This is a genomic window from Thaumasiovibrio subtropicus, from assembly GCF_019703835.1.
GTDB classification, from domain to species: domain Bacteria; phylum Pseudomonadota; class Gammaproteobacteria; order Enterobacterales; family Vibrionaceae; genus Thaumasiovibrio; species Thaumasiovibrio subtropicus.
In genome coordinates, this window is the sequence record NZ_AP023054.1 from 1,035,575 (window position 1) to 1,060,456 (window position 24,882).

22 protein-coding genes and 1 other RNA gene are annotated in these 24,882 nt (G+C 46.0%); 14 read left to right on the forward strand and 9 right to left on the reverse strand.

Annotation, left to right across the window (positions count from 1 at the left end; genetic code table 11):
- The first annotated feature begins 96 nt into the window (after positions 1-96).
- The 6 genes from clpP (at position 97) to TSUB_RS04960 (ending at position 7,654) form a co-directional block, all read left to right on the forward strand.
- On the forward strand, positions 97-726 hold the full coding sequence (gene clpP / locus TSUB_RS04935; RefSeq protein WP_087019910.1) for an ATP-dependent Clp endopeptidase proteolytic subunit ClpP: 630 nt from the start codon (positions 97-99) through the stop codon (positions 724-726).
- 98 nt (positions 727-824) lie between these two features.
- Entirely contained in the window at positions 825-2,105 is a 1,281-nt protein-coding gene (gene clpX / locus TSUB_RS04940; protein WP_087019907.1) for an ATP-dependent protease ATP-binding subunit ClpX, read from the forward strand.
- A gap of 137 nt (positions 2,106-2,242) precedes the next feature.
- A complete protein-coding gene (gene lon, locus TSUB_RS04945) occupies positions 2,243-4,615 on the forward strand; it encodes an endopeptidase La (protein WP_087019904.1) in 2,373 nt (790 codons plus the stop codon).
- 168 nt (positions 4,616-4,783) lie between these two features.
- On the forward strand, positions 4,784-5,056 hold the full coding sequence (hupB, locus tag TSUB_RS04950) for a nucleoid-associated protein HU-beta (protein ID WP_087019902.1): 273 nt from the start codon (positions 4,784-4,786) through the stop codon (positions 5,054-5,056).
- A 244-nt stretch (positions 5,057-5,300) separates the two neighbouring features.
- Positions 5,301-7,148, forward strand: a complete 1,848-nt coding sequence (ppiD, locus tag TSUB_RS04955) for a peptidylprolyl isomerase (RefSeq protein ID WP_087019898.1) — start codon at positions 5,301-5,303, stop codon at positions 7,146-7,148.
- Between the two features lie 206 nt (positions 7,149-7,354).
- Entirely contained in the window at positions 7,355-7,654 is a 300-nt protein-coding gene (locus TSUB_RS04960; RefSeq protein ID WP_087019895.1) for a ComEA family DNA-binding protein, read from the forward strand.
- Between the two features lie 107 nt (positions 7,655-7,761).
- Here TSUB_RS04960 and queC read toward each other — a convergent pair whose 3' ends face one another.
- Complete coding sequence (gene queC, locus TSUB_RS04965) at positions 7,762-8,448, reverse strand: 7-cyano-7-deazaguanine synthase QueC (RefSeq protein ID WP_087019892.1); 687 nt, start codon at positions 8,446-8,448, stop codon at positions 7,762-7,764.
- 53 nt (positions 8,449-8,501) lie between these two features.
- Positions 8,502-9,548 (reverse strand): PLP-dependent cysteine synthase family protein, encoded by a 1,047-nt coding sequence (locus TSUB_RS04970; protein WP_087019888.1) that lies wholly within the window; start codon positions 9,546-9,548, stop codon positions 8,502-8,504.
- Positions 9,549-9,676: 128 nt separating this feature from the next.
- On the opposite strand from TSUB_RS04970, the gene TSUB_RS04975 reads away from it, so the two are divergent.
- Positions 9,677-10,135: an Lrp/AsnC family transcriptional regulator gene (locus TSUB_RS04975; RefSeq protein WP_087019980.1), complete on the forward strand. Its 459-nt coding sequence runs from the start codon at positions 9,677-9,679 to the stop codon at positions 10,133-10,135.
- Positions 10,136-10,144: 9 nt separating this feature from the next.
- Here TSUB_RS04975 and tesB read toward each other — a convergent pair whose 3' ends face one another.
- The gene (tesB, locus tag TSUB_RS04980; RefSeq protein WP_087019885.1) at positions 10,145-11,017 is read right to left on the reverse strand and encodes an acyl-CoA thioesterase II; all 873 of its coding nucleotides are present in this window, start codon (positions 11,015-11,017) and stop codon (positions 10,145-10,147) included.
- Between the two features lie 142 nt (positions 11,018-11,159).
- On the opposite strand from tesB, the gene TSUB_RS04985 reads away from it, so the two are divergent.
- Positions 11,160-11,579: a YbaY family lipoprotein gene (locus tag TSUB_RS04985; protein WP_087019881.1), complete on the forward strand. Its 420-nt coding sequence runs from the start codon at positions 11,160-11,162 to the stop codon at positions 11,577-11,579.
- Here the strand turns inward: TSUB_RS04985 and TSUB_RS04990 are convergent.
- Positions 11,562-11,879 (reverse strand): MGMT family protein, encoded by a 318-nt coding sequence (locus tag TSUB_RS04990; RefSeq protein ID WP_087019977.1) that lies wholly within the window; start codon positions 11,877-11,879, stop codon positions 11,562-11,564. The genes TSUB_RS04985 and TSUB_RS04990 overlap by 18 nt on opposite strands.
- 188 nt (positions 11,880-12,067) lie before the next feature.
- Here TSUB_RS04990 and TSUB_RS04995 point away from each other — a divergent pair, with 188 nt between their 5' ends.
- Together TSUB_RS04995 and ffs are read left to right on the forward strand one after the other, a co-directional pair.
- Positions 12,068-12,799 (forward strand): VP0952 family biofilm-associated protein, encoded by a 732-nt coding sequence (locus tag TSUB_RS04995; protein WP_087019877.1) that lies wholly within the window; start codon positions 12,068-12,070, stop codon positions 12,797-12,799.
- 123 nt (positions 12,800-12,922) lie between these two features.
- Positions 12,923-13,019, forward strand: an RNA gene (gene ffs, locus TSUB_RS05000) — signal recognition particle sRNA small type.
- A gap of 19 nt (positions 13,020-13,038) precedes the next feature.
- Here ffs and TSUB_RS05005 read toward each other — a convergent pair.
- The 4 genes from TSUB_RS05005 to TSUB_RS05020 all read right to left on the reverse strand — a co-directional run bounded on the left by TSUB_RS05005 (position 13,039) and on the right by TSUB_RS05020 (position 16,657).
- The gene (locus TSUB_RS05005; protein WP_087019874.1) at positions 13,039-13,443 is read right to left on the reverse strand and encodes an EamA family transporter; all 405 of its coding nucleotides are present in this window, start codon (positions 13,441-13,443) and stop codon (positions 13,039-13,041) included.
- 9 nt (positions 13,444-13,452) lie between these two features.
- Positions 13,453-14,488 (reverse strand): IS630 family transposase gene (locus TSUB_RS05010; protein ID WP_221274585.1). Its coding sequence is split into 2 segments (ribosomal slippage): positions 13,453-14,028 and positions 14,030-14,488, totalling 1,035 coding nucleotides; the frame shifts between segments, so codons are not numbered across the junction.
- A gap of 47 nt (positions 14,489-14,535) precedes the next feature.
- The gene (locus tag TSUB_RS05015; protein WP_087017960.1) at positions 14,536-15,069 is read right to left on the reverse strand and encodes a DMT family transporter; all 534 of its coding nucleotides are present in this window, start codon (positions 15,067-15,069) and stop codon (positions 14,536-14,538) included.
- A 193-nt stretch (positions 15,070-15,262) separates the two neighbouring features.
- Entirely contained in the window at positions 15,263-16,657 is a 1,395-nt protein-coding gene (locus TSUB_RS05020) for a cytochrome-c peroxidase (protein WP_414718365.1), read from the reverse strand.
- A 698-nt stretch (positions 16,658-17,355) separates the two neighbouring features.
- Here TSUB_RS05020 and TSUB_RS05025 point away from each other — a divergent pair.
- Entirely contained in the window at positions 17,356-19,224 is a 1,869-nt protein-coding gene (locus TSUB_RS05025) for a methyl-accepting chemotaxis protein (protein WP_087021808.1), read from the forward strand.
- 242 nt (positions 19,225-19,466) lie between these two features.
- Entirely contained in the window at positions 19,467-21,335 is a 1,869-nt protein-coding gene (locus TSUB_RS05030; RefSeq protein WP_087021805.1) for a methyl-accepting chemotaxis protein, read from the forward strand.
- A gap of 48 nt (positions 21,336-21,383) precedes the next feature.
- Here TSUB_RS05030 and TSUB_RS05035 read toward each other — a convergent pair whose 3' ends face one another.
- A complete protein-coding gene (locus TSUB_RS05035; RefSeq protein WP_087021803.1) occupies positions 21,384-22,655 on the reverse strand; it encodes an O-acetylhomoserine aminocarboxypropyltransferase/cysteine synthase family protein in 1,272 nt (423 codons plus the stop codon).
- A gap of 183 nt (positions 22,656-22,838) precedes the next feature.
- On the opposite strand from TSUB_RS05035, the gene TSUB_RS05040 reads away from it, so the two are divergent.
- A complete protein-coding gene (locus tag TSUB_RS05040) occupies positions 22,839-23,285 on the forward strand; it encodes a GNAT family N-acetyltransferase (RefSeq protein WP_087021800.1) in 447 nt (148 codons plus the stop codon).
- A 201-nt stretch (positions 23,286-23,486) separates the two neighbouring features.
- Positions 23,487-24,617: a sensor domain-containing diguanylate cyclase gene (locus TSUB_RS05045; RefSeq protein WP_246616404.1), complete on the forward strand. Its 1,131-nt coding sequence runs from the start codon at positions 23,487-23,489 to the stop codon at positions 24,615-24,617.
- Positions 24,618-24,882 lie beyond the last annotated feature (265 nt).

Sequence of the window (24,882 nt, forward strand, 5' to 3'; positions counted from 1 at the left end):
TTGCTGCTAAAGGTTTGACATAAGTTCAAATCATCTGCTAACAATGGTCCGTATGAAGAACTTCATCCGGGCCATTTATTTTAGGGATATAAGATTATGAGCTACCAAGAAAAAAATGCTATGTCTCCAATTGTGGATGCACTAGTGCCTATGGTGGTCGAGCAGACCTCACGTGGTGAGCGTTCGTACGACATCTATTCCCGCCTACTGAAAGATCGAATCATCTTTCTGACTGGTCAAGTCGAAGACCACATGGCGAACCTGATTGCGGCACAGTTATTGTTCCTAGAATCAGAAAATCCTGAGAAGGACATTTTTCTTTACATCAACTCACCCGGTGGGTCTGTCACCGCAGGGATGTCAATATACGACACCATGCAGTACATTCGTCCTAATGTGAGCACAGTATGTTTAGGGCAAGCGTGTTCAATGGGTGCATTCTTGTTGGCTGGTGGTGCGGAAGGGAAGCGATTCTGTCTACCTAACTCACGCGTTATGATTCACCAGCCACTCGGTGGTTTCCAAGGGCAAGCATCTGACATTCAGATTCATGCGCAAGAAATTTTGACCATTAAGAACAAGTTGAATACCTTGTTGTCTCAACACACAGGTCAGCCGATTGAAGTCATTGAACGCGATACAGATCGCGACAATTTCTTGTCTGCAGAGCAAGCAGTAGAATACGGCTTAGTTGATGCAGTGCTGACGTCTGCGCCTCGTGAGTAACGGTGAGAGTCACGAAACTGAGATACGCAAAGTCAGATGAGTTGTTATAAACTCATAGCATAGAAACAAATGGACTGATGTCCAAAAGAGGTTAGCGAATGACGGACAAGCGAAAAGAGAGTGGTAGCAGCAAGCTGCTTTACTGTTCTTTCTGCGGAAAAAGCCAACATGAAGTTCGCAAGCTGATCGCCGGCCCTTCTGTCTACATTTGCGATGAGTGTGTCGATCTTTGTAACGACATTATTCGTGAAGAAGTGCAAGAAGTGATGCCGAAACGAGACGGCAGTGAACTTCCTACTCCACAGGAAATCAGAGCAAACTTGGATGATTATGTCATTGGGCAGAATCATGCGAAAAAAGTTCTGGCAGTAGCGGTATACAACCACTACAAGCGCTTACGTAATGGTGATACCAATAGCGAAGGCGTTGAGCTAGGTAAAAGTAACATTTTGCTGATTGGTCCAACAGGTAGCGGTAAGACGCTGTTGGCAGAAACATTGGCGCGTATGCTTGATGTGCCTTTTACAATGGCTGATGCAACAACACTAACTGAAGCGGGCTACGTAGGTGAAGATGTTGAAAACATCATCCAGAAGTTGCTTCAAAAGTGTGATTATGACGTCGCGAAAGCAGAGCGTGGTATCGTCTATATTGACGAAATCGATAAGATTTCACGCAAGTCTGAAAACCCATCTATCACCCGTGATGTTTCTGGTGAAGGTGTTCAACAAGCCCTGTTGAAGATGGTTGAAGGTACTATTGCTTCTGTGCCGCCTCAAGGTGGTCGTAAGCATCCACAGCAAGAGTTTTTGCAGGTCGATACCTCGAAGATTCTGTTCATTTGTGGTGGTGCATTTGCTGGTCTAGACAAAGTGATTGACCAACGCGTCGCAACGGGAACAGGTATTGGCTTTGGTGCCGATATCCGAGCCAAGGATGCAAGCCAGACGTTGGGTGATTTATTCGAGAAAGTAGAGCCAGAAGATTTGGTGAAGTATGGTTTGATACCAGAGTTCATCGGTCGTCTTCCTGTCACTGCTATTCTTAGCGAGCTGGATGAAGATGCGCTGGTGCAAATCTTACGTGAGCCTAAGAATGCATTGACTAAGCAGTACGCGGCATTGCTGGAGCTGGAAGGTGTAGAGCTTGAGTTCCGAGATGATGCGTTGATTGCCATCGCACGTAAGGCGATGGAACGTAAAACGGGTGCACGTGGATTACGCTCTATCGTTGAAGCTGTGTTGCTTGACACTATGTATGACTTGCCGTCGCAAGCGGGTGTCAGCAAGGTTGTCATTGACGAGTCGGTGATCAAAGGTGAATCTGAGCCACTGCTTATCTATGAAAACACAGATAACCAGGCTGCTGGCGCGGATTAATTGCTTAAAAAAGCAACGCTTTATGAATAAGAAGGAGGCAAATGCCTCCTTTTTTATTTTATCTCTGTGATAACGTTGAATCTTAGGATTAAAGCCCCATATACTTCTTAAAGAGTCCGAATGGAAGAGAGAATAATATGAACTTGGAGCGTTCAGAACGCCTAGAGATCCCGGTTCTGCCACTGCGAGATGTGGTGGTGTACCCGCATATGGTTATTCCTTTGTTTGTTGGCCGTGATAAGTCTATCCGCTGTCTAGAAACAGCAATGGATAACAACAAGCAAGTGTTGTTGGTTGCGCAAAAAGACGCAGCAACTGAAGATCCTGCCCTAGAAGATTTGTACGACGTCGGTACAGTGGCCACTATCCTTCAACTTTTAAAGCTACCAGATGGTACGGTAAAAGTGCTCGTCGAAGGTCAGCAGCGTGCAAAAGTTGAAGAGCTCTATGAAGATGAGTTTTTCCGCGCTGAGGCACAATTTCTTGTCACGCCTGAAATGGATGAGCGTGAGCAAGAAGTCTTGGTTCGCACAGCCATCAATCAATTCGAAGGTTTTATCAAGCTCAACAAGAAGATCCCACCTGAAGTATTAACATCACTTTCTGGGATTGAGGAAGCAGCGCGTTTAGCTGATACGATTGCGGCGCACATGCCTTTGAAGCTGTCTGATAAACAACAAGTTCTTGAAATTGTAGATATTGTTGAACGTCTAGAGTTTTTGATGGCGATGATGGAGTCGGAAATTGACCTACTGCAGGTTGAGAAACGTATCCGTGGTCGTGTTAAAAAGCAGATGGAGAAGAGCCAGCGCGAGTACTACCTCAATGAGCAAATGAAAGCGATCCAGAAAGAGCTGGGTGAGCTTGATGATGCGCCGGACGAGTTTGAGTCTCTGAAACAGAAAATCGAAGAAGCCAAAATGCCGGCCGAAGCGAAAGAGAAAACAGAGCAAGAACTTCAGAAACTGAAAATGATGTCGCCAATGTCGGCAGAAGCCACTGTCGTTCGTAGCTATATCGATTGGATGTTAAGTGTACCGTGGAACAAGCGTTCTAAGGTGAAGAAGAATCTAGCGAAAGCCGAAGAGATCCTGAATGCTGACCACTACGGTCTAGAGCGTGTTAAAGAGCGTATTCTTGAGTATCTCGCGGTACAGAATCGCATTAATAAGCTGAAAGGCCCGATTCTTTGTCTTGTTGGACCTCCGGGTGTGGGTAAAACCTCGCTAGGCCAGTCTATCGCTAAGGCGACGGGTAGAAAGTATACGCGTATGGCACTAGGTGGCGTACGTGATGAAGCTGAAATTCGCGGTCACCGTCGCACTTACATCGGTTCTCTTCCGGGTAAGCTCATTCAGAAGATGGCAAAAGTCGAAGTGAAAAACCCGCTCTTCTTGCTCGATGAAATCGATAAGATGTCTTCTGATATGCGCGGCGATCCTGCATCGGCTCTCCTTGAGGTGCTTGATCCAGAGCAAAACAACGCGTTTAACGATCACTACCTCGAAGTCGATTACGATCTTTCTGACGTGATGTTTGTTGCGACATCAAACTCAATGAATATCCCGGGTCCACTACTGGATCGTATGGAAGTGATTCGCTTATCGGGTTACACCGAAGACGAGAAGCTGAACATTGCCAAACGTCACTTGGTTGAGAAGCAGATCCAGCGTAATGGGTTAAAGGCGCATGAAATTGCGATCGAAGACAGCGCACTGATTGGCATCATTCGTTATTACACCCGTGAAGCTGGTGTTCGTAGCCTAGAGCGTGAGATCTCTAAATTGTGTCGTAAAGCAGTTAAAGAGATTCTTCTCAATAAAGACACCAAGACTGTCACAATCACACAGGATAATCTTAAAGATTACCTTGGCGTGCAGCGCTTCGATTACGGTAAAGCGGAAGATAACAACCGTATTGGTCAAGTTATCGGCCTTGCGTGGACAGAAGTGGGTGGTGACTTGTTGACGATCGAAACTGAGGCAATGCCAGGTAAAGGTAAGCTTACCTATACTGGTTCACTCGGTGATGTGATGCAGGAGTCGATCCAAGCGGCGATGACAGTCGTGCGAACACGCGCAGAGAAATTAGGTATTAATCCAGATTTCTATGAAAAGCGTGATATCCACGTGCATGTTCCTGAAGGTGCGACACCAAAAGACGGCCCGAGTGCTGGTATCGCGATGTGTACCGCGTTAGTGTCTAGTTTGACCGGAAACCCAGTGAAATCTGACGTTGCTATGACAGGTGAAATCACACTACGTGGTGAAGTATTACCTATCGGTGGCTTGAAAGAGAAGCTCTTGGCTGCTCACCGTGGTGGAATCAAAACGGTAGTGATACCAAAAGAGAACGAGCGTGATCTGGAAGAGATTCCTGATAACGTGAAAGCGGATCTCGCTATCCACCCAGTCCGCTGGATTGACGATGTGCTGCAACTCGCATTACAGAACAATCCTACCGGTATCGAGCTGGTGAAGGCTGAAAACAGTGATTTGAAGCAAAGTTAACGAATCAAAAAACGCTGATAGTGATAAAAGTCTTGTCAGCGTTTTTTTGTGTCGCTATAAGGTATTGACGCTCTTTTTTCTTCAGCGCACGTTAGGATAACAAGTCGCTGAAGGGTTTAAATCATTTTGCCACTGCCAATAGTGGAAAGGTTCATAAGGGGATAAATCGTGAACAAAAGTCAACTAGTCGATAAAATCGCAGATAATGCAGAACTGTCAAAAGCGTCAGCTGGACGTGCATTGGATGCCTTTATTGAAGCTGTATCTGAAAGCCTAAAAGACGGTGATGCTGTGTCTTTAGTTGGTTTCGGTACTTTCTCTGTTCGTGAGCGTGCTGCACGTACTGGTCGTAACCCACAAACGGGTAAAGAGATCCAGATCGCTGCGGCTAAAGTTCCAGGTTTCAAACCAGGTAAAGCGCTGAAAGACTCAGTAAACTAATCTGGGCTACCGTGTTCGTCACTGTCAGTGTAAACTGCACTATAGTTGGAACGTTCACGATGTAGAACGGTCTATGTTAAGCGCATCGCGGGATGCGCTTTTTGTTTATTTGTACCACTGTGTTATTTTTCGCCAGCTTTGCTGCCTGAGGCAGCGATTTGCTGATAATAGTTCCAACCTCAACGGCGATAGCCAGCTGGGTTGACGAAAAATAACCAGAATTTCGCTTGGGATACGTCAAACTATGATGGAACGGCTGCGTGAAGGCGCTAACAGCCTTGTCGTTAAAATTATTTTAAGTCTTATTATTCTCTCTTTCGTTTTCGCTGGCGTTGGCAGCTACCTTGCAGGTGGTGGGCAAATGGTTGCGGCGACCGTAAATGGTGAAGAGATTGATGTTCGTGAATTTGAACAACAGGTTCAACAAGAACGAAACCGTATGCAGCAGCAAGGCGGTGAGCAGTTCTTGAATTTGATGGGTGACCCTGCTTATGTGGCTCAGTTCCGTCAAATGATCCTGAATCAAATGATCAACGATGTCCTGATTCAGCAACATGCTGATCAGCTCGGGTTACGTGTCAGTGATGCGCAAGTGCGTCAGGAAATCTTTGCCATCCCAGCTTTTCAGGTGGATGGCCGTTTTGACAATGACCTCTACAACACCACGTTGCGCCGTATGGGTCTAACGCCAGATGGTTTTGCTGAACGTATGCGCTCTGATATGCGTCGTCAGCAGCTACTCGCGGCATTGGCGGGTAGTGAGTTTACACTGGATTCTGAGCTAGCAGGTGTTAGCGCGTTAGAAAGCCAAACACGTATGGTTCGCACAGTGACTTTGTCACTGGATGATATCGCGAGTGATGTGACGGTTGAGCAGAGTGAAGTACAAGCGTACTACGATATGAATTCAACACTCTTCACACGTCCTGACCAAGTTAAAGCGAGCTATATTGAGTTGTCTGCCGCGTTGCTTGCTGATCAATTAGAAGTAAGCGCTGAAGATGTGCAGGCATACTATGATGCAAACATCGCACGTTACAGTTCAACGGAAAAACGCCGTGTCAGCCATATCCTTATTGAAGGTGATAGCAGTGAAGCGCAAGCACAAGCTGTGCTTGATCGCTTGAATGCTGGCGAAGCCTTTGCGGATTTAGCCAAAGCGCTTTCTGCAGATACTTTCAGTGGCGAGAATGGCGGCGATCTTGACTGGATCGAGAAAGGCGCGATGGATCCTGCTTTCGAAGATGCCGCGTTTGCACTCGCGAGTGTTGGCGATGTGTCTGAGGTCGTGCAGTCTGATTTTGGCTTCCATATCATTAAACTGACTGACCTTGATGGTGCCGTCGCGACGCCATTAGCCGAGGTAGAAGCGCAGATCCGTACGACGCTGCAACAAGACCTAGCGGTTAATTCATTCTTCGAGTTGAAAGATACCCTAGCGGATGTGGCGTTTGAGAAGTCAGATAATCTTGATGATGCTGCGGAAGCGACAGGGACGACCGTTCAGACAACCGACTTCATTTCAGAGACAGACGCGCCGGGCGTATTGGCGGATCCGCGTGTGATTCAAGCGCTGTTTAGCCAAGACGTGCGTGAAGATGGTTTCAACTCAGAGGTGATTGAGCTAGATAGCGAACGTGCCATTGTTGTGCGTGTTGATGACTTCCGTTATGAAGAAGTCTTGCCTTTCGAAGACGTAGAAGCTGACGTTCTTGAAACGCTGACGCAGCAGAAAGCACAAGAAGAAGCGTCTCGTTTAGCCGAAGAGATGCTAGCAGCATTAGAGGCTGGCGAAACCGTTGATGCTGAGTTCGGTGACGCTGAAGCCTTTACTCGTCGAGGCCCGAACTGGGTCGTCGCAAACGCTGTGTTTGGTTTGCCTAAGCCAACAGAAGGCCCAGTGTACGGTTCTGCAACTGGGTTTGGCGGTGATGTCATCGTATTCTCTGTCGAAAGCGTTCAAGAAGGTCAAGTGGCTGATGATTTACGTCCATTTGGTCAGCAAATGCTGCAAGGCTTGAGTCAGCAAAGCCTTGAAAGTGTGATGGACTCACTACTATCAAACGCAAAAGTGACGTCCAACGTTAACTAAGCCGTGAACACAGGCTCTACTGTTACAGTTGTATTACGTAAAAAAACGCAATATCACAGCTGATTTGTAATCGATAAACATATAGACGCATCTCCTTGGAGATGCGTCTTTTTTTGTGCAAATTGTTAGTCACCTTTGACATTCTAATTGTTAATGTAATTGCGCTTAATTAGTGAGCAATTAAATACAATGATAAGGATATTCAAATGAAAAAGTATGGTCTACTTGGTGTCATCTTCGCGTTGTTTTTCACAACAATGCCTGTGGCTTTTGCTGAGGAACAAACCGCGACAAGCGATGAATTTGAGATTGTCGTCAATATTAATACCGCAACACTCGAAGAACTCGACAAGTTGTTGATTGGCATTGGGCCTGACAAAGCACAGGCTATTATTGACTATCGCAATGAGCATGGTGCCTTTCTCAGTGCCGACGAACTACAGAAAGTAAAAGGAATTGGTAAATCGACAGTCGCGAAAAATGCCGAACGTATCCTAGTGGAGTAAACACTGAGTGATTAAAAGTGCGTAGACGGTGGCTGTCTCTTCGGAGTCGTTTAGCGCAGATGTTAAAGATATAGACAGTTAATAGCCCCAGAGCGGGGCTATTTTGCTTAAGCTGTTTTGGCTCGGTATGCAGCCATGATTGCGTCTTTATTATCTAGGTACTCGTTAAGCCCCGCTGCGCGGAGATCACAAGATGGGCAGTTACCACAGCCATCACCAATGATACCGTTGTAACAGGTCAACGTGTGTTGTCGCACAAAGCTTAGTTCCCCAATCGCATCTGCCATCGCCCAAGTCTCTGCTTTATTCAGCCACATCAGTGGTGTCTCAATCGTGAGCGATCTATCCATTCCGAGCACGAGTGACTGATTGATCGATTTAACAAACTCATCACGACAGTCTGGGTAGCCAGAGAAGTCGGTTTCGCAGACGCCAGTAATGACGGTCTCGGCACCGACTTGGTAAGCGTAGATTCCTGCAAGTGTCAGGAACAAAATATTGCGTCCCGGAACAAAGGAATTAGGTAGCCCATTCTCCATCAGTTCATGTGAAACTGAAATATTGTCACGGGTCAATGAACTGATCGCCAATTCATTGAGAAGGCCGACATCCATCACTTTGTGAGCTGTCACGTTAAGTGATTGGCATATCTTCTCGGCGACCTCTATTTCTAGCTTATGGCGCTGGCCATAATCAAAGGTGATGCAGTGCACCTCATCAAACTGTTTTACTGCATGGAGTAAACAGGTCGTTGAATCTTGACCACCGCTGAAAACCACCACTGCTTTACGCATATTCACCTCTGAGTAATGTTAACTCGCCTAGGATAATGGCATTTCAGAGTCTGTCAAACGGCGTGTGACATTGTTAATAAGGTGTCGAGATAAGGTGCCATATCGCCAATATGTGTCTGTACCCACTTGTTATCATAGTAGGTATCTAAATAACGGTCACCGTTGTCACAGATGAGCGTGACAATCGAACCTTGCTCGCCTCGCGCTTTCATTTGCATTGCAAGGTGTAACGCTTGCCAAAGATTCGTACCCGTTGAAGGGCCGACTTTTCGTCCCAGTATACCCTCTAGCCAATGGATGGTCGCTACGCTTGCCGCGTCTGGCACAATAGACATGTCATCGACAACGGAGGCGATAAAACTGGGTTCGACGCGAGGACGACCTATGCCTTCGATGCGACTGCCTTTTTTAAGCGCAAGTGTTTTGTCTCCGCTTTGGTAATAGGGGTAGAAAACCGAATGCTCGGTGTCCACGACATGGAGTTTAGTCGTTTGCTGTTGATAACGAATATAGCGGCCAATGGTTGCTGAAGTGCCCCCTGTGCCAGCCCCCATCACTATCCAACTCGGAATTGGGAAACGTTCTTTCGACATCTGCGCAAAGATGCTGTTGGCGATATTGTTGTTACCGCGCCAATCCGTCGCCCGCTCTGCGTAAGTGAACTGATCCATAAAGTGACCATGTTTCTCTTCCGCTAATTGGCGAGCAACGCTGTCCATCTCGCAAGCGCTTTCAACAAAATGGACTTTGCCACCATAAAACGCGATCTGCTCTATCTTCTTTTGTGCAGTGCCTCTTGGAAGGACGGCAATGAAGGGAAGTTGAAGAAGTTTAGCGAAATACGCCTCACTGACGGCGGTTGAGCCAGAAGAGGCTTCAATGATAGGTGTTCCCTCTTTGATCCACCCATTACAGAGTCCATACAGGAACAAAGAGCGTGCTAAACGATGTTTAAGGCTACCCGTGGGGTGAGTACTTTCATCTTTAAGATAAAGGTCAATGCCTTCGAGAAAAGGGAGATCGAGTGCCACTAAGTGCGTGTCTGCAGATCGTTGAAAATCGGCTTCGATTTTTTGAATAGCGTTGTTAACCCAAGACATAGGGAGTTTCCTTAAACGACGAGATAGTTCTAGATTACGTGGACTAAGAGAGAAAACCTTGCTTCATTTCGGCCAATTAGGCTAAATTTGAGAAATAAATTTTTCTATATGGTGTCGTTTTGGAAAATATTTCTTTGGATTCAATAGATAGAAGAATTCTTACTCTTTTGCAGGAAGATGCGACGCTGTCGCTAGCGGTGATTTCAGAGCAAGTTAATTTGAGTCAAAGTCCTTGTTGGAAACGGATTAAGCGCCTTGAAGAGGCTGGCGTTATTCGTTCTAAGGTTGCATTGCTTGATGCGGAAAAGCTCGGCGTCGCCTTTACCGCATATGTTCAGATAACGACGTCTGATCACAGCGAAGAATGGTATCTGAATTTTTGTCGAACGGTATCTGAATTCAAGGAAGTGATGGAGTTCTATCGCATGGCGGGAGAATATGACTATTTGCTTAAGGTCCAAGTGAGCGATATGAAAGACTTCGACCGCTTCTATAAGCGTCTTGTGAACTCGGTATGTGGTTTGAATAATGTGACCTCCACCTTTGCGATGGAGGCGATTAAATACACGACTGCAATCAGTGTCTAATATCCGCAGTTAGCGATCGGTACTTTCATTGAGTCGCATTAGCCCTTCTTGGGTCGCGGAGGCAACTAACTCGCCTCTCTGGTTAAAAATCTCGCCGCGTACAAAACCTCTTGCGCCGCTCGACGATGGGCTTTCGATAGCAAACAACAACCACTCATCCATCTTGAAAGGGCGGTGGAACCACATTGAATGGTCAATCGTGGCAACCTGCATACCGGGTGTAAACAGAGAAACTTCATGAGGATGCAATGCGGTGACTAAAAAACCCCAATCGGATGCGTAAGCCATGAGATATTGATGTACCAATCGATCATCAGGCATCTCACCGTTTGCTTTAAACCATAAGTATTGCTTTGGCTCCGCAACTTGTGGGGCGAGTGGATTGACGATGTTAACCGGCCTCACCTCGACGGGCTTTTCATTGGTGAATGTTTCACGAATTTTCCGAGGTAGTTTATCCGCAATGGCACTCGCGAGTTCTTGTTCACTGTGAAAGTTTTCTGGGCCCGGTATCTTTGGCATCGACGTCTGATGACTAAAACCTAACTCGTCTTGCTGATAGGAAGCAGTTAAAAAGAAGATCGGCTTCCCATTTTGAATGGCTTTTATTCGTCGAGTACTGAAACTTTTTCCATCTCTCAATGTCTCAACATCGTAGATAATCGGCTTTTCAGGATCGCCGGGCAGTAAAAAATAGCTGTGAAAGGAATGAACAAACCGAGAGGGATCGACTGTCTCTTTCGCTGCGGACAGGGCTTGTCCAATAACTTGCCCACCATAAACTTGGGGGAGGCCTAGGTTTTCGCTTTGTCCTCGGTATAAACCTTGTTCGATTCGCTCTAATTTAAGTAAATTGAGAAGTTCATCCAGTTCTTTACTCATTGTTGATCCTTACAACGTGCTATTATCTTGCGCGATTTCGTGATGGCTATCTAAACTTACCCTAGTCGAAAACGCAATAATTCGAATGTATTTTGTCCCCCTTATGCTTTCTAGAGCATAGTTTTAGTTTTGAGGTTTTATAATGAAAAGGGTGCTGACCTTAACAGTAGGATTGATCGCCGCGTTGATCATCACTGCTTGTACTTCCTATGCCATAACGGAAAGTCAGCGAGGGCAAGTAACTGGAACGGTTAATTATCGTGAGCGCGTGTTGTTGCCTGATGATGCCGTTATTACTGTCACATTAGAAGATGTGTCTAAAATGGATGTAAAATCGACAACCATTAGCCAGCATCGTTTCCTTTCGCGTGGTGACCAAGTGCCACTCGAGTTCGCATTACAGTTTGATCGTGAAGCGATTAACGAGCGTCATCGTTATTCTGTTAGCGCAAGGATTGAGCAAAATGGCGAATTACTCTTTATTACCGATACCCACAATGGCGTATTAACAGACAGTAATAAAACAAGAGAACTCGAACTTTGGTTAATTAAGGTCAATTAATTCACGCCATCGATACTTTTTTAACGATATTTTCCCATTGGGCTCGACAAGAATACCCTCCTCTCTAAGTCGAGCCATTTGCCTTTCTAAGCTTGTGCCTTTCAATGAAATACGCCCTTGACTATTGATGATCCTAAACCAAGGTAACTGTGTGTCTTTGGGTAAGCTGCTCAACACCTTACCGACATGACGCGCGTATCCGGGATAGCCCGCCAGTTTGGCAATGTCACCATAAGTCGCGACTGAGCCAGAGGGAATTTGATACACAGCAGCATAGATTTGTTGTTCAAATTCGTTCATATTAATAGACATGTAACTGATAGTTCCTTTTTCTTTTCCCTTCTCGTGCTATCAGGCTGTTTACTCTGTTCGACAGGAGGTTGAGCACTGGAGAAAGGGGGCCCACTTTGTGTCATTCGTTGCTATGCTTCTTTATATCCAATACACACGGTGCGGTAAACGGTCAATTCACGCAAGGAGGTGCATCTATGTATGCCGCGTTACTCGTTTTGGTGAGTGTTTTCGTTTCTATTCTCGGCGTGTTCTCGCTCGGGGTGGGGGAGGCTGATATCCCGCTGCTCGTACTGGTGATCCCCGCCGTTTGGTTGCTGCCTCAAGGGCGTGTTGCAGCGTGGCTGATGTTGGCAGCGCTTGGGCTATATGGCTCCACATTGAACATTCAACCGTTAGCTGTCTCAGTGAGTGTCTGGATGCTTTTACCTGTTTTGTTTGTTGTCTTTTCTAAGAAGAGTAATTGGCAGCTCGGGCTCCTGATGATGGTCATCGTCTTTGCGATGTACGGCGGTTTAATGGCTTTGCAGCGCGACGGTAAGCTAGGCGGTGAGCCTATGCAGACAGCTTGGCAAGTATTATCTGTCATGGGGGTATGGTTTGCCGCGCGCAGTTGGCGACCCATTTCTGGTAATCCATGGTTTCCTGCCGCTGTCGCTCTGCTGCTTTGGGTTGCAGGCTCAGCGCATGCTGCCTTAGTCGGATTGTGTGTCGTCGGCTTGATAGCAGCATTGCAGGGGATTAGTCAGCAAAAGCATACCGACTGGATAGAACGTCTCGCTTGGATATTACCCTCGGTCAGTTTTGCGGCATTGGTCGTAACACCCCGTTTTGTGGTGCCCAACTCTGTTTTAGTCTGCTGGTTATTGGTTTTGTGTAGTGCCTGGCTAGGGGAGTACCTACTCGAAGAGCCAGAAGAAGATTTTTAGTCAATCTGCTTAATCTCTCAGCACTTAAGCGCCATTTTTGGCACTTTGCTTGCAATCATCTCTGCATTCTTACATAATGCCAACCACTTGAGCTATGGCTCAAAACAGAATCTATGGAGGCCCCATTGGTCCTCCCGCAACACTAGTTCGTGAATCTGGTCAGGTCCGGAAGGAAGCAGCCACAGCGGATGATGTGTGTGCCGGGATGTGGCTGGTGGGGCTTCCACCCATCTAGCGTTTTATTTCTCTCTGCTACTACCGCTTCTTTTCTTTACCGCGATGTGATTGAGTCCCAGGCTGGCGATGATTATCCCGATGCCTACCCAGTGTTGTCGTTCGAGTTCTTCATTCAGTATCCACGTCGCCATGAGTAGAGTGAAGATGGGGATACAATGCATGAACTGACCCGCGAACGGTGCGCCTAGGATGGAAACGGCTCGATTCCAGCACAAAAATGCTAGCGCTGAAGCAAAAACGCCCGTGTAGATGACGGTACTCACACTTTGCGTGTTTAAAGGTATCACTTTCCCGCTCGCTGTCTCCCAAAGATAAAAAGGCAAAATCAATAGCGTGCCTAATAGAACGGAGTAACCCAATATGGGGGCGCCTTTGAGTGGTTCAGGTAATCGCTGGAGTAATACCAATCTGGAAAATTAACTGGTCAGTTTAATCCAGTCTCTGGTGCACATTTTGGTCACTCTATCTGCACGCTTCAAGAATCGATTCCATGCAGTGCATACTTTCGACACAATATCTTCGTAGTCGGTAAAACTCTGATTGGCAAGATAGTGTTGTCTGAGCCAACTCCACACTTGTTCTATCGGGTTTAGCTCTGGTGAATATGGCGGGAGCTTGATGATACTGACATTACTGAACTGTTCTGCAATGTCATTTGTATGCCAGCCAGCACCATCCATAATGATCACTGCGTGACGACCTTTTTCGGTCACCGCGGAGATCTGCTTAAGGTGCTCAACCATAATGTCCTTGTTAACCCAAGGAACGACCAGCGCCTCGCCAATACCTCTAGCGGGACATACTGAGCCAAACAAATACGCATATTCAAACTGCTGCTGTTTAACTGCTCTTGGTCTTGATCCACGTTTAGCCCAAAGTCGAGTTGTCGTGTTTTGCTGACCAAATCTTGCTTCATCTTGAAACCAGACATCGACGTTATCAAGCCCCATGTGACCGGGGATCTTAAGGATCGTTTCAATTTTGAATTTTTTTAAAATCGTCTTGGATTTGCTGGGATTGACGAGGGTGCTTGGAGCGTGATGTTATCCAAGAGAAGCCCATGTGACTAAGCAAATAGTAGATAGAGTCTGGGTGGTAGTGTTTACCAAACTCTTTCACGATATAAGCATGAATATCAGTACCTGTTAACCTCCCCCCAGATGAATCTTCGGCACGCGCCTTTATAAACAGGCTTAGCTGTTCACGTTGCTGAGTATTGAGGAATGCTGGGCGACCCGTTCTTGGTTTCTCTTGCAGCCCTTCAAGCCCTTCTTCAAGGAATGTTTGTACCCACTTATTCACACTCGTTCTGCTTACCTTAAGGAACTTAGCAATTTGGGTTCGAGAGTGACCATCTTTAAAGTGTGCCAATGCGAGCAATCGCATCTTCATCTGAATAGATTTTTGTTGGCTAGCAAGCTTTTTGAAATCAATGGTATCGAGGCTGTCCATAGCGTCTTTTTTCACGAAGAAGTAACAGCCTCAATTAGATCATATTTTTACTTAGATTGGTATAACACGCTGTATGCTCCCCAGGCAAAGATCGCGAGTAAGGTGATAAGATCGCCAGTGTGAAACAGCGAGCTCGTTGTTTGTTGCCCTAATAATATAATCGCGATACCGAGGCTCGACATCATCAAGGCGATTGTTTGCAGCTTGGTAATTCCTTGACCGAGCAATAGAAATTGCAAAACAACGATCACGAAAGGGCTGGTCGATTGCAGGATAGCAACATTGACTGCCATCGTTTCATTTAATGCGATATAGATAAGGCTGTTATAGGTTGCTACCCCAAAGAGGGCAAGCAGGAAGATAGACAAATAGTGTTGTTTTGCTAGCTGGCGCTGATGATACATAGCATGGAATGCAAAGGGTAAAATAAACACCGTGGCGACTAGCCAGCGCCAAAAGGCGAGGGCAAGAGGTGGGATATCACCGCTGATAACCTTGCCTGCCCAACATAGCGTCGCGATAAGTGCGTAGAGAATAGCGGTCATAGGAGTAGCAGAAGTTAAAGGCGTCGTTTGTGACATGGTGCTCCTTAACGTCAAATAAGCTATCGGAAGAGAATCTATATTGACTGGTTAGGCGAAACTTCTCAGTGACTTAGCCTGCTTTACTGTATTTTGTTTACGAATATTTAACAAGTTGCTTGTGAGTCCGTGAGGTCAGAGCGTTGTCGGGCGAGCAATGAATTTGCTCGCCCGTGTTAGGATGAGGATAGGGTTACTGGAGTTGTTGACCTTTGTATTCACCAGTTAAGGTGTGTAGGTAGGCAGTAATTTTTTCAACTTCATCACGACTGAGTTGCACACCCACCTGATAAAACGCCATCATGTCGACGGCTTCTTCCAAGGTTTGCGCGTAAGCATCATGGAAGTATGGCGCGGTGAGTGCCACATTGCGTAACGTTGGTGTTTTAAATCGATACTTATCTTCTTCACGTCCTGTTACGTTGAAACGGCCAAAGTCGACGTCAGTGACGTTGCCGCGAGCTGCAAAGTAGTCATTTTTCAGACCCATAATTTCAAAAGATTGCCCCCCCATGGCTTCACCGACGTGACAGGTTGAGCATTTATATTGATTAAAAAGTGCGTAACCTTGTTGTTCTTTTGCACTGAGTGCATCTTGGTTGCCTTGCAAAAATTGGTCAAAGCGGCTGTTGGGGGTGATGAGTGTCTTTTCAAACTCTGCGATAGCATCCGTAATGGAGTGTTCAGTGATGCCTTCTGGATAGATTGCCGCAAATTCCTCAACGAGTGCCGTGTCTAGGTTAAGTTTGCCAGTAATTTGTTCCCAAGATTCTGATGCCATTTCGATCGGGTTTAATGGTGGCCCACCAGCTTGCGCTTGTAGATCTGCCGCTCGGCCATCCCAGAACTGGTGCGTATTGAATACAGAATTGAATACAGTAGGCGCGTTGATTGGGCCAACAGCACCGCCGACACCGACAGAGCTGTCGAGTCGATCTACGCCCCCTGTATCTAGACTGTGGCAACTCGCACAAGAGATGGTGTCATCGCCAGATAAACGCACGTCGTGATAAAGCTTATCACCAAGAGAGACTTTGGCGATATCAACGTCAGATATAGTTGTAATCGGTTGCACTGGGCTGTTGATGTGCACGTCTGCTAGCGTTGTTTGATCATGGTGGCGGCTGCGTTCATGGGCAATCCAATCTTGAAGTGTTTTCTTATCTTGAGTCGATAAACTTGAACGCCAGTGCATGGCGAGATATCGGGTTGGAGGCATGCTACCATCATTTAGAACACCATCGATTTTGGCTAAATCGACTTCCGATATTTTGTTGCCTGTCGCCATGTTTTCAAGCAGTGGTACGATGTCAAAGTGGCGCAAGCCCTGACGGATGTCGGCGTCCATTAATTGACTTGCGACAGGCATTTTTGCATAGAAAGGCATATCACTGTCTTGGCTATGGCAGTACTGACAGCCTTTATCCGCGATGATATCGAAGGCACTTGCTGTAATAGCTTGGTGTTGTGTGAGGTCAATATTCTCTTTTCGAAGGACACTCATTTTGTTGTCGAATCTATCGACCGCATATACGGTGAGCAAATATCCACTCGCTGCAATGCCTAGCACTATTGCGGCTTTTTTCACTTCCATTTCTCCTTAATTATTGATTTTTCAAAGGAAGATAAAATAAAAAGTGAGCAAGATCTATTCAAAACATGTAAAAAGTGTGGTTATTTTCTCTATTGTTTCGAGGGCCGAATTTATTCTTTTGTAAACAATGAGTTGCTGATAAATCTTGGCAGTTTGATGTGCTTGTTGATAGGGTGCTTTTCGTTCATGTCTCTAGTAATTAATAAACCTTCATTATGTGGAGGTGTTTAATATAATCTAAGGCAATTAAAATAACCGTGTTTATTTATTCTTTCTGAGGATTCTATTGTTCTTTCTTTTTCCTGGAGTATAGATGATAAAAATATATTTGGCTGTATTAGTTAATGGAAATATGATTTCAAAAGATATAGACGATAATCATTTTGTTTCTGAATAATATATACCTTTGGTTCAGAAGGGTGTTAAGGCAACTATACATGATCTGAGGTAAGGGATGCTGTGTGGGAACAAGGTGAGGGGAGAGTGTTGCCTGCTATTATTATCACTGCGGCCTAATATATTGGCTGCCCCTTAATGACTAATTTATCCATAAGGTGCTTAGTATTGAAAGTGTTAATGATTCCTATGTGTGATTTTAGTTAAATAATTGAGATATATCGGATATGTATATACTCAACAAGAATTGATTTGTTGAATGATTCGATCGTACCATATACGAAAAAGGAGTTGGTATGAAGTTCGTCAACAAAGTCATTGCTACAAGTGTAGTCATATTGGTAGGCGCATTAGTTGGTCTCTCTTTATGGCAATATGTTCAAGTGAAATACGAAGTGGAGAGTCTGGTTACCCAAAGTGTCGATGAGGTTCTTGAAGGGGTTAAAAATACGGTTGATGAAGAGTTGGCCGTGAAGTTTGATTTAGCGGCTTTTACTGCGGAGTTGGCTGAAGATAATTTGACGAATGAATTTGTTGATTCAATTATTCATAAATCCAAAATACGAAGTAATTTTTTAAATGCAGGCATTGGCTATGATGCTGATGGACGCTTTCAAGTGAATGACGCTGCTTGGAGCACACCTCAGGGTTGGGATCCTCGGCAAAGGCCATGGTACAAAGAGGCAGAACAAGCGGGAAAATTGGTCGTCACTAACCCGTATAAAAGCGCATCTGGTAGTGAAATGTTAGTCTCGTTGGCGATGCCGGTGAATCAAGCGAATCAGTTTGCTGGCGTGATGTTTTTTGATGTTAGCTTAAAAGAGATGGCAGAGACCATTAACCGCGTGACGCTCTTTGATGCTGGATACCTCTTTTTAGTCGATAGTAGTGGCGTCATTATTTCTCATCCAGATGCGAACTATAATGGTCGCTCAATCAAAGATGTGGTCGGTGATCTTCCATACTCGGAAACCCTTTCTCCGTTCAGTTATAAGGGAAAAGAACACCTGATCCAATTTACAACCTTAGCCAGCCAAGATTGGCATGTAGGGGTTGTGCTGGATGAGGAAAAAGTGTTCAGCTCTTTAGCGGATTTACGATTAAACGCGATTCTACTCACTTCGGGTGCGAGTGTACTTGCGATTGTGATTCTGTTCTTTGTGCTGAAGAAATTAATGTCGCCGTTGAGCGCGTTGAACCTCGCAATGAAGGATGCAGCAAGCGGTCATGGTGATCTGACACAGCGATTGTCAACGGATACAGATTTAGAGTTTGCAGATCTTGCGGGGAACTTCAATCAGTTTACGGAAACGCTACAGCGATTGATCGGTGAGATGATGGCGATCGCTGATGGGATTCGAAATGACACCTCTTCAACCTCTACGGGAATTCAACAAGCGGCAGCGGCAATGGGGCGTCAGTTAGAAGAAGTAGAAATGCTGGCGACAGCGATGAATGAAATGGCATCATCTTCGATGGAAGTCGCAGCGAATGCCCAGAATGCAGCGGCAGCAGCCCAACAAGCGGATGTTGCTTCCTGTCGTGGTGCCGAGATCGTTGATGCGACGACTGAGGCTATTCGTACGCTGTCATCCCAAATCCACTCTTCCGAACAAGCCGTCATCTCATTGCAAGAGGCTTCAGCAAATATCGAATCTATTTTAACCGTGATTAACGGTATTGCAGAGCAGACCAACTTGCTCGCGTTAAATGCCGCGATTGAGGCTGCCCGCGCGGGTGAATCTGGGCGAGGTTTTGCCGTCGTTGCCGATGAAGTGCGAAATTTAGCACAGCGTACACAAGACTCGACTACTGAGATCAGTACAATGATAAGCCAGTTAATGCAGGGAACTGAGTCCGCGACGCTATCCATGCAAGAGAGCCGTGAGCTCGCAGAGTCCAGTGTTGAGCAGGCTCAGCATGCCAATCATGCCCTTGATGAAATTAAGCAGGCGATAGCCGCCATCTCTGATATGAACCTGCAGATTGCTGCGGCTGCAGAAGAGCAAAGTCATGTCGCGGAAGAAATTAATACTAATACCGTGAACATCAAAGATATCTCTCACGAAGTCACACAAAGCGCGGATACATTGGCATTGAATATCGAGAATCAGGTTGAAAGAGTGAATCAACAGGAGAAGCTGCTAAGCCAGTTTACGGTTTAGGTTTTATAGACATTTATAAATATTTTTATTGATAAAAAAGGAGCAGATTTGCTCCTTTTTCATTTTATAACTCGTGAATAGTTAAGCCTCACAGCCTGTTCGCGCATCCAAATGATGTGTTTCTGGGTCAAAAGAGAAAATAATAAGATTGTTAATTCGGTATTAATATTTAGTTCAAATCTTGTTTGTCATATTCAATTGGCATAATCTGACACTAAGTGCAATATCACTAGGGTATGATTATGAAGTTCGTACATAAAGTCATCGCAACCTCATCCGTTATCGTGCTGATTTCGCTTTCAGTCATGTCGGCATGGCAAGCTTTTCAGGTTCAAAATGAGATCGAGTCATTAGTTCAGCATAGCGTTGATGAGATTGTCAGTGGTGTGAAAAATACGGTTGACGAAGAAATCAAAGCAAAAGAAGACTTAGCGACCTACGCGACAGGTTTATTGACTGGAGAATCAAACAGCAGCGAGATCGCTGCGATCATTGATAGGCCAGTAATGAAATCCAATTTTCTGCTGGTGGGTATTGGATTTGAGAAGGACGGCTCGTTCCAAGGTAATGATCCGACTTGGATTCCGCCGTCAGATTGGGATCCCAGAAAACGTCCTTGGTATCAAGACGCCAAACAAGCGAATACTACGATTATCACAGCGCCTTATGCCGACTCGAGTACCGGTGAGATATTAGTCTCGGTGGCGGCTCCGGTGAAAACCAATGGTCAGTTTAGCGGTGCGATTTTTTATGATGTGAGCCTTGCCGAAATGGCAAAGAAAATCAACTCATTATCACTCTTTGATGCCGGTTATGTTTTCATGGTTGATAGTGCGGGCACCATTATCTCTCACCCAGAGACGGCATTAAATGGCGAGGGTATGTCGAGTTTCCTCGGGGGACAACCTATTACAACTCAGCCGACCTTGATCGATCACCAAGGCAGAGAATCGTTGTTGGTGTTTACCAAGATAAACAATCAGGATTGGTATGTTGGCGTGTTGCTAGATTATCAAAAGGCATTGTCTTCCGTGCATAAGCTCAGAAGTTCCGCGATTGTGTTAACCGTACTTTGTGTGGTGTTTACTATCGCTGCGCTATTTGTCGTGCTGGGTATGCTGATGCGACCGCTAGGTTTGTTGAATGATGCGATGAAAGATGCCGCGTCAGGGCAGGGTGATTTAACACGACGCCTTGATACCGACACCGATGCCGAATTTTCTGAGCTCGCGACTAACTTTAATGCGTTCGTTGAAAAATTGCAGAGCCTGATTTCCGAAACGAAGGGGCTCAGTGAAGAAATTCGCACCAGTACCTCCATAACCTCTAGTGGCTCAGAGCAGTCTGCGAGCGATATGAATCAACAGCTAGCAGAAGTTGAGCAGCTTGCGACAGCGATGAACGAGATGGCCTCCTCATCAATGGAAGTTGCCGGTAATGCGCAAGGAGCGGCGAATGCGGCGCAAGAAGCTGACAACGCGGTGGAGCAAGGTGTCAATATTGTGTCGGGGACCACGGCAGCGATTGCAACCTTGAGTGAGCAGATTGAGCAAGCGGTGCAAGTTGTGAGTGAGTTGCAAGGTGCAACAAACAACATTGAATCTATTCTTGTTGTGATCAATGGGATTGCCGAGCAGACCAACTTGCTGGCACTGAACGCGGCGATTGAAGCCGCACGAGCGGGGGATTCTGGTCGCGGCTTCGCTGTGGTGGCGGATGAAGTCCGGACATTGGCGCAGCGTACTCAAGAATCGACGACAGAAATTCGAAATATGATCGAGCAGCTACAAGCGGGCTCGCAGTCAGCGACAACCGTGATGGGAGAGAGTCAGGCGTTGGCTTCAAGCAGTGTAGAGACGGCAAATGAAGCAAATACTGCGCTCAGTGCGATCAAGGCGTCCATTGCGCAGATTTCTGACATGAACTTGCAAATTGCGGCTGCAGCAGAGCAGCAAAGTCAGGTCGCTGAAGAAATTAATACCAATACGTTCAATATCAAAGATCTATCGCAGCAAGTTTCAGATCGCGCTAAAGAAGCGTCTGTGCAAATGCAAGCGCAGGTCGAAAGAGTCGAGCAGCAAGATAGGATTTTGGGTAAGTTTATTGTCTAAAATGAGCGCTACTCGCCACATGGGGGGTAGCGCTATGCGTTTTGGTGGTTAGTCTTGATTTAGCGCTTGCTCTAGGTCAGCAAGAATGTCATCGATATGTTCAATCCCAACAGACAAACGGATCATCTCTGGGGAAACACCCGCTTGCGCTTGCTCCTCAGCACTGAGCTGGCGGTGTGTGGTTGATGCTGGATGGCAGGCCAGTGACTTTGCATCGCCAATATTGACTAAACGTTTGAAGATTTGCAGCGCATCGTAGAAACGTACCCCGGCGTCGTACCCGTCTTTAAGTCCGAATGAGAGGATCGCAGAAGGTTTGCCATTCATGTATTTCTTGGCTAGTGAATAGTGCGGGCTTTGCGGTAACCCGGCATAACTTACCCAACTTACTTTATCGTGGTTTGCTAAGTACTCGGCAACTTTTAGGGCATTTTCGGTATGCCTTTCCATGCGCAACGAAAGCGTTTCCAATCCTTGCATCAGTAAAAAAGCATTCATAGGTGATAGCGCACTCCCCGTATTTCGGAGTGGAACGGTGCGGGCACGGCCGATAAATGCAGCTTCGCCAAAGGCTTCGGTATAGACAACACCGTGGTATGACGGCTCAGGTTGGTTGAGTACTGGGAAGCGTGTCTTGTGTGTTGCCCATGGGAATTTGCCACTATCAACAATAATACCGCCTAAGGTCGTGCCGTGGCCGCCAACATATTTCGTCAGTGAGTGAACAACAATATCAGCGCCAAACTCAATCGGTTTGCAAAGCGCGGGTGTTGCCACTGTATTATCAACGATAACCGGGACACCTTGTGCATGGGCTAGGTCGGCAATGCCAGCAATATCGACAATGTTACCCGCTGGGTTACCAATGCTTTCGCAGTATACCGCTTTGGTCTTTTCGTCAATGAGGGCGGCCAGGGTTTCTGGTTTGTCATCACTTGCAAAACGCACCTCTATCCCCATCTTGGGCAGCATATGCGCAAAAAGCGTGTAGGTACCGCCATAGAGTTGGGGAGTAGAAATAATATTATCACCCGCCTCAGCCAAGGTCAGAATAGCATAATGGATGGCGCTACTTCCCGCGCTCACCGCAAGTGCGGCGAGACCACCTTCCAAGGCTGCCATTCTCTTTTCGAGTACATCATTAGTGGGGTTCATGATCCGGGTGTAGATGTTGCCAGGGACTTCTAAGTTGAAGAGGTCTGCACCGTGTTGTGCGTTGTCAAACTCGTAAGCCACCGTTTGGTAGATAGGGGTCGCTACCGATTTTGTGGTTGGATCCGTCTCGTAGCCAAAGTGAATCGCGAGGGTTTCATCTTTCATAGCACATCCTTGATAAGGTGATAAATTAGACAGTATCTTGAAGTAGCGAAGGTATTTTAGTCAAGGTTGGTCTAAAACTCGACGCGGTTCGCTATTTTTGAGTCTTGCAACACTGGGTGCTTGCGCGTTGGATCGCTTTGAGTAGCGTATGATGCTGAGAGTGAACTTAATTGAGGTGTCTATGTGAATTTTATTGAAGTCAATGCTGAACAAGCACCGTTGCAGCTGTTGTATGAGGCAGATCCAAATCCTGATAAGGTCGCGAGTTACCTGCCACGTTGCCGGATTATTGTCGCGGTGGAAGATGGCAATCAGGTTGGCGTTGCGGCATTGTTGCCTCATCGCGTCGGTGAATGGGAGTTAATTAATTTGGCTGTCTCGCCTGATTATCAAAAGAAAGGGATTGGTGCGACATTACTCGAGTATGTCATTGATTGGACGCGTGCTCAAAAAGGCTACTATTTAGGATTGGGGACGGGGACGTTTGGATACCAGTTAGCGTTTTACCAGCGGGCAGGTTTTCGGGTGGAACGTGTTATTCGTAACTTCTTTTTAGATCACTATCCTCACCCCGTTTGGGAGGCAGGTATACAGCATCAAGATATGCTTTGGTTAGGGTTGAAGTTGTGATGAAGTTCATTCCTTCACTACTTTTGCCTTAAACTTGAAGCGCTAGGCCAATGCTGAATTCTTCGTCTTAAGGTAACTTGCTTAGAGTTGAAGTCGCTCCATAAAAAGCGCGAACAATATGGTTTTATTGCCTGATTTTTCGCCATAAAGCTTGATGAGTTGCCAAATGAAATAGTAATTTAGTAGTTCATTGTGTGAATAATGGCACAGCGACAGTCAGTACAAATATCGATTGGGGATGCTATGGAGTTGCAATACACCGAAAGTGAACGTGTCATACGCCGCCTGTATGAGATTACAAACGCTTACGACAAGGGGTTTCAATATCAAATCCGAGCACTTCTGGCGATGGGGTTGGAGCGATTCAATTTAGATATTGCCATTTTGTCCCGCATAGAAGGGGATAAGTATGTTGTTGAACACACTATCGCGCCACCGGATATTCCGCTTCGTCCTGGCGATACCTTTGAGCTGGGTAAAACCTATTGTTCAGTGACCTGTGAAGCAAACTCTCCCGTTGCCATCGAACGTGTCGGTGAAAGTGATGCGTTGGGTACGCACCCTGCTTATCAAGCCTTTGGATTAGAGTCTTATGTAGGTATTCCTGTTCGTTGTAAAGGTGAACTGTATGGTACGTTGAACTTTTCGAGTGCAACGCCTTACCCTCGTCAATTTAATGAGATAGACATTGATTCATTGAATTTGATGGCGTCTTGGATAGGGGTCGAGCTGATTCGACTTCAGCAAGAAACGGAATTGCAACTGCTGAATCAAAAGCTGGTCGAGCAAGCCTCGACAGACAGCTTAACGCGACTACCTAATCGTCGTTCGATGTTCAAGTATTTGCGAAAAGAAGTAAACAGAATCAACCGGAATAGCCAGCTTGCTTCGCTGGTGTTGATTGATATCGATTTTTTCAAAAAGTTGAATGATAAATATGGCCATCAAGTCGGTGACGAGGTCTTGTATGCTGTCGCTCAGTCGATAAAAAATACGCTTCGCGATTATGACTTTGTCGCCCGTTATGGTGGCGAAGAGTTCTTAGTGTGGCTGCCTGAAACCACACAGCTCGAAGTCGAGAATGCTTGTCGGCGTGTCATGAATAATATTGCCGATATCGATATTGTTGACGAAATGCTGACCGTTAGTATGGGCATTTGCCATTTCAAGTTCACACAACATCTTAACACCGATACTGATACTTTGATTGACACTATGGTCGCACATGCCGACTCAAGCCTTTACAAAGCGAAAGCTGAAGGGCGGAATCGTTTTCATCAATATGAGTTGGATGATGAAAAGCAGTTAATTCTACCAAGAGAAGATCGTTAGCGCCGTGTGTGAAGCGGTGGTTTTGTACACTAGAGACTGCAGCCAACGCTACTGATGAAAGCGTGTTATTTGTTTGGTTTTCATTCCTCTGTATGCCCAATACCGTTATACAAGCTTGAAGCTGCTTTCAGAGCGTACAATTCCCTTTTCAATTCAGTCTCTAATCGTTGAAGAACCTTGCTGTCATCGAGAGTTGAGTGAGGTAAAGTCATACACGATGCCATATGCTTTGTTCGTTTGTGATTAATACCTAAGGAGCAACTTG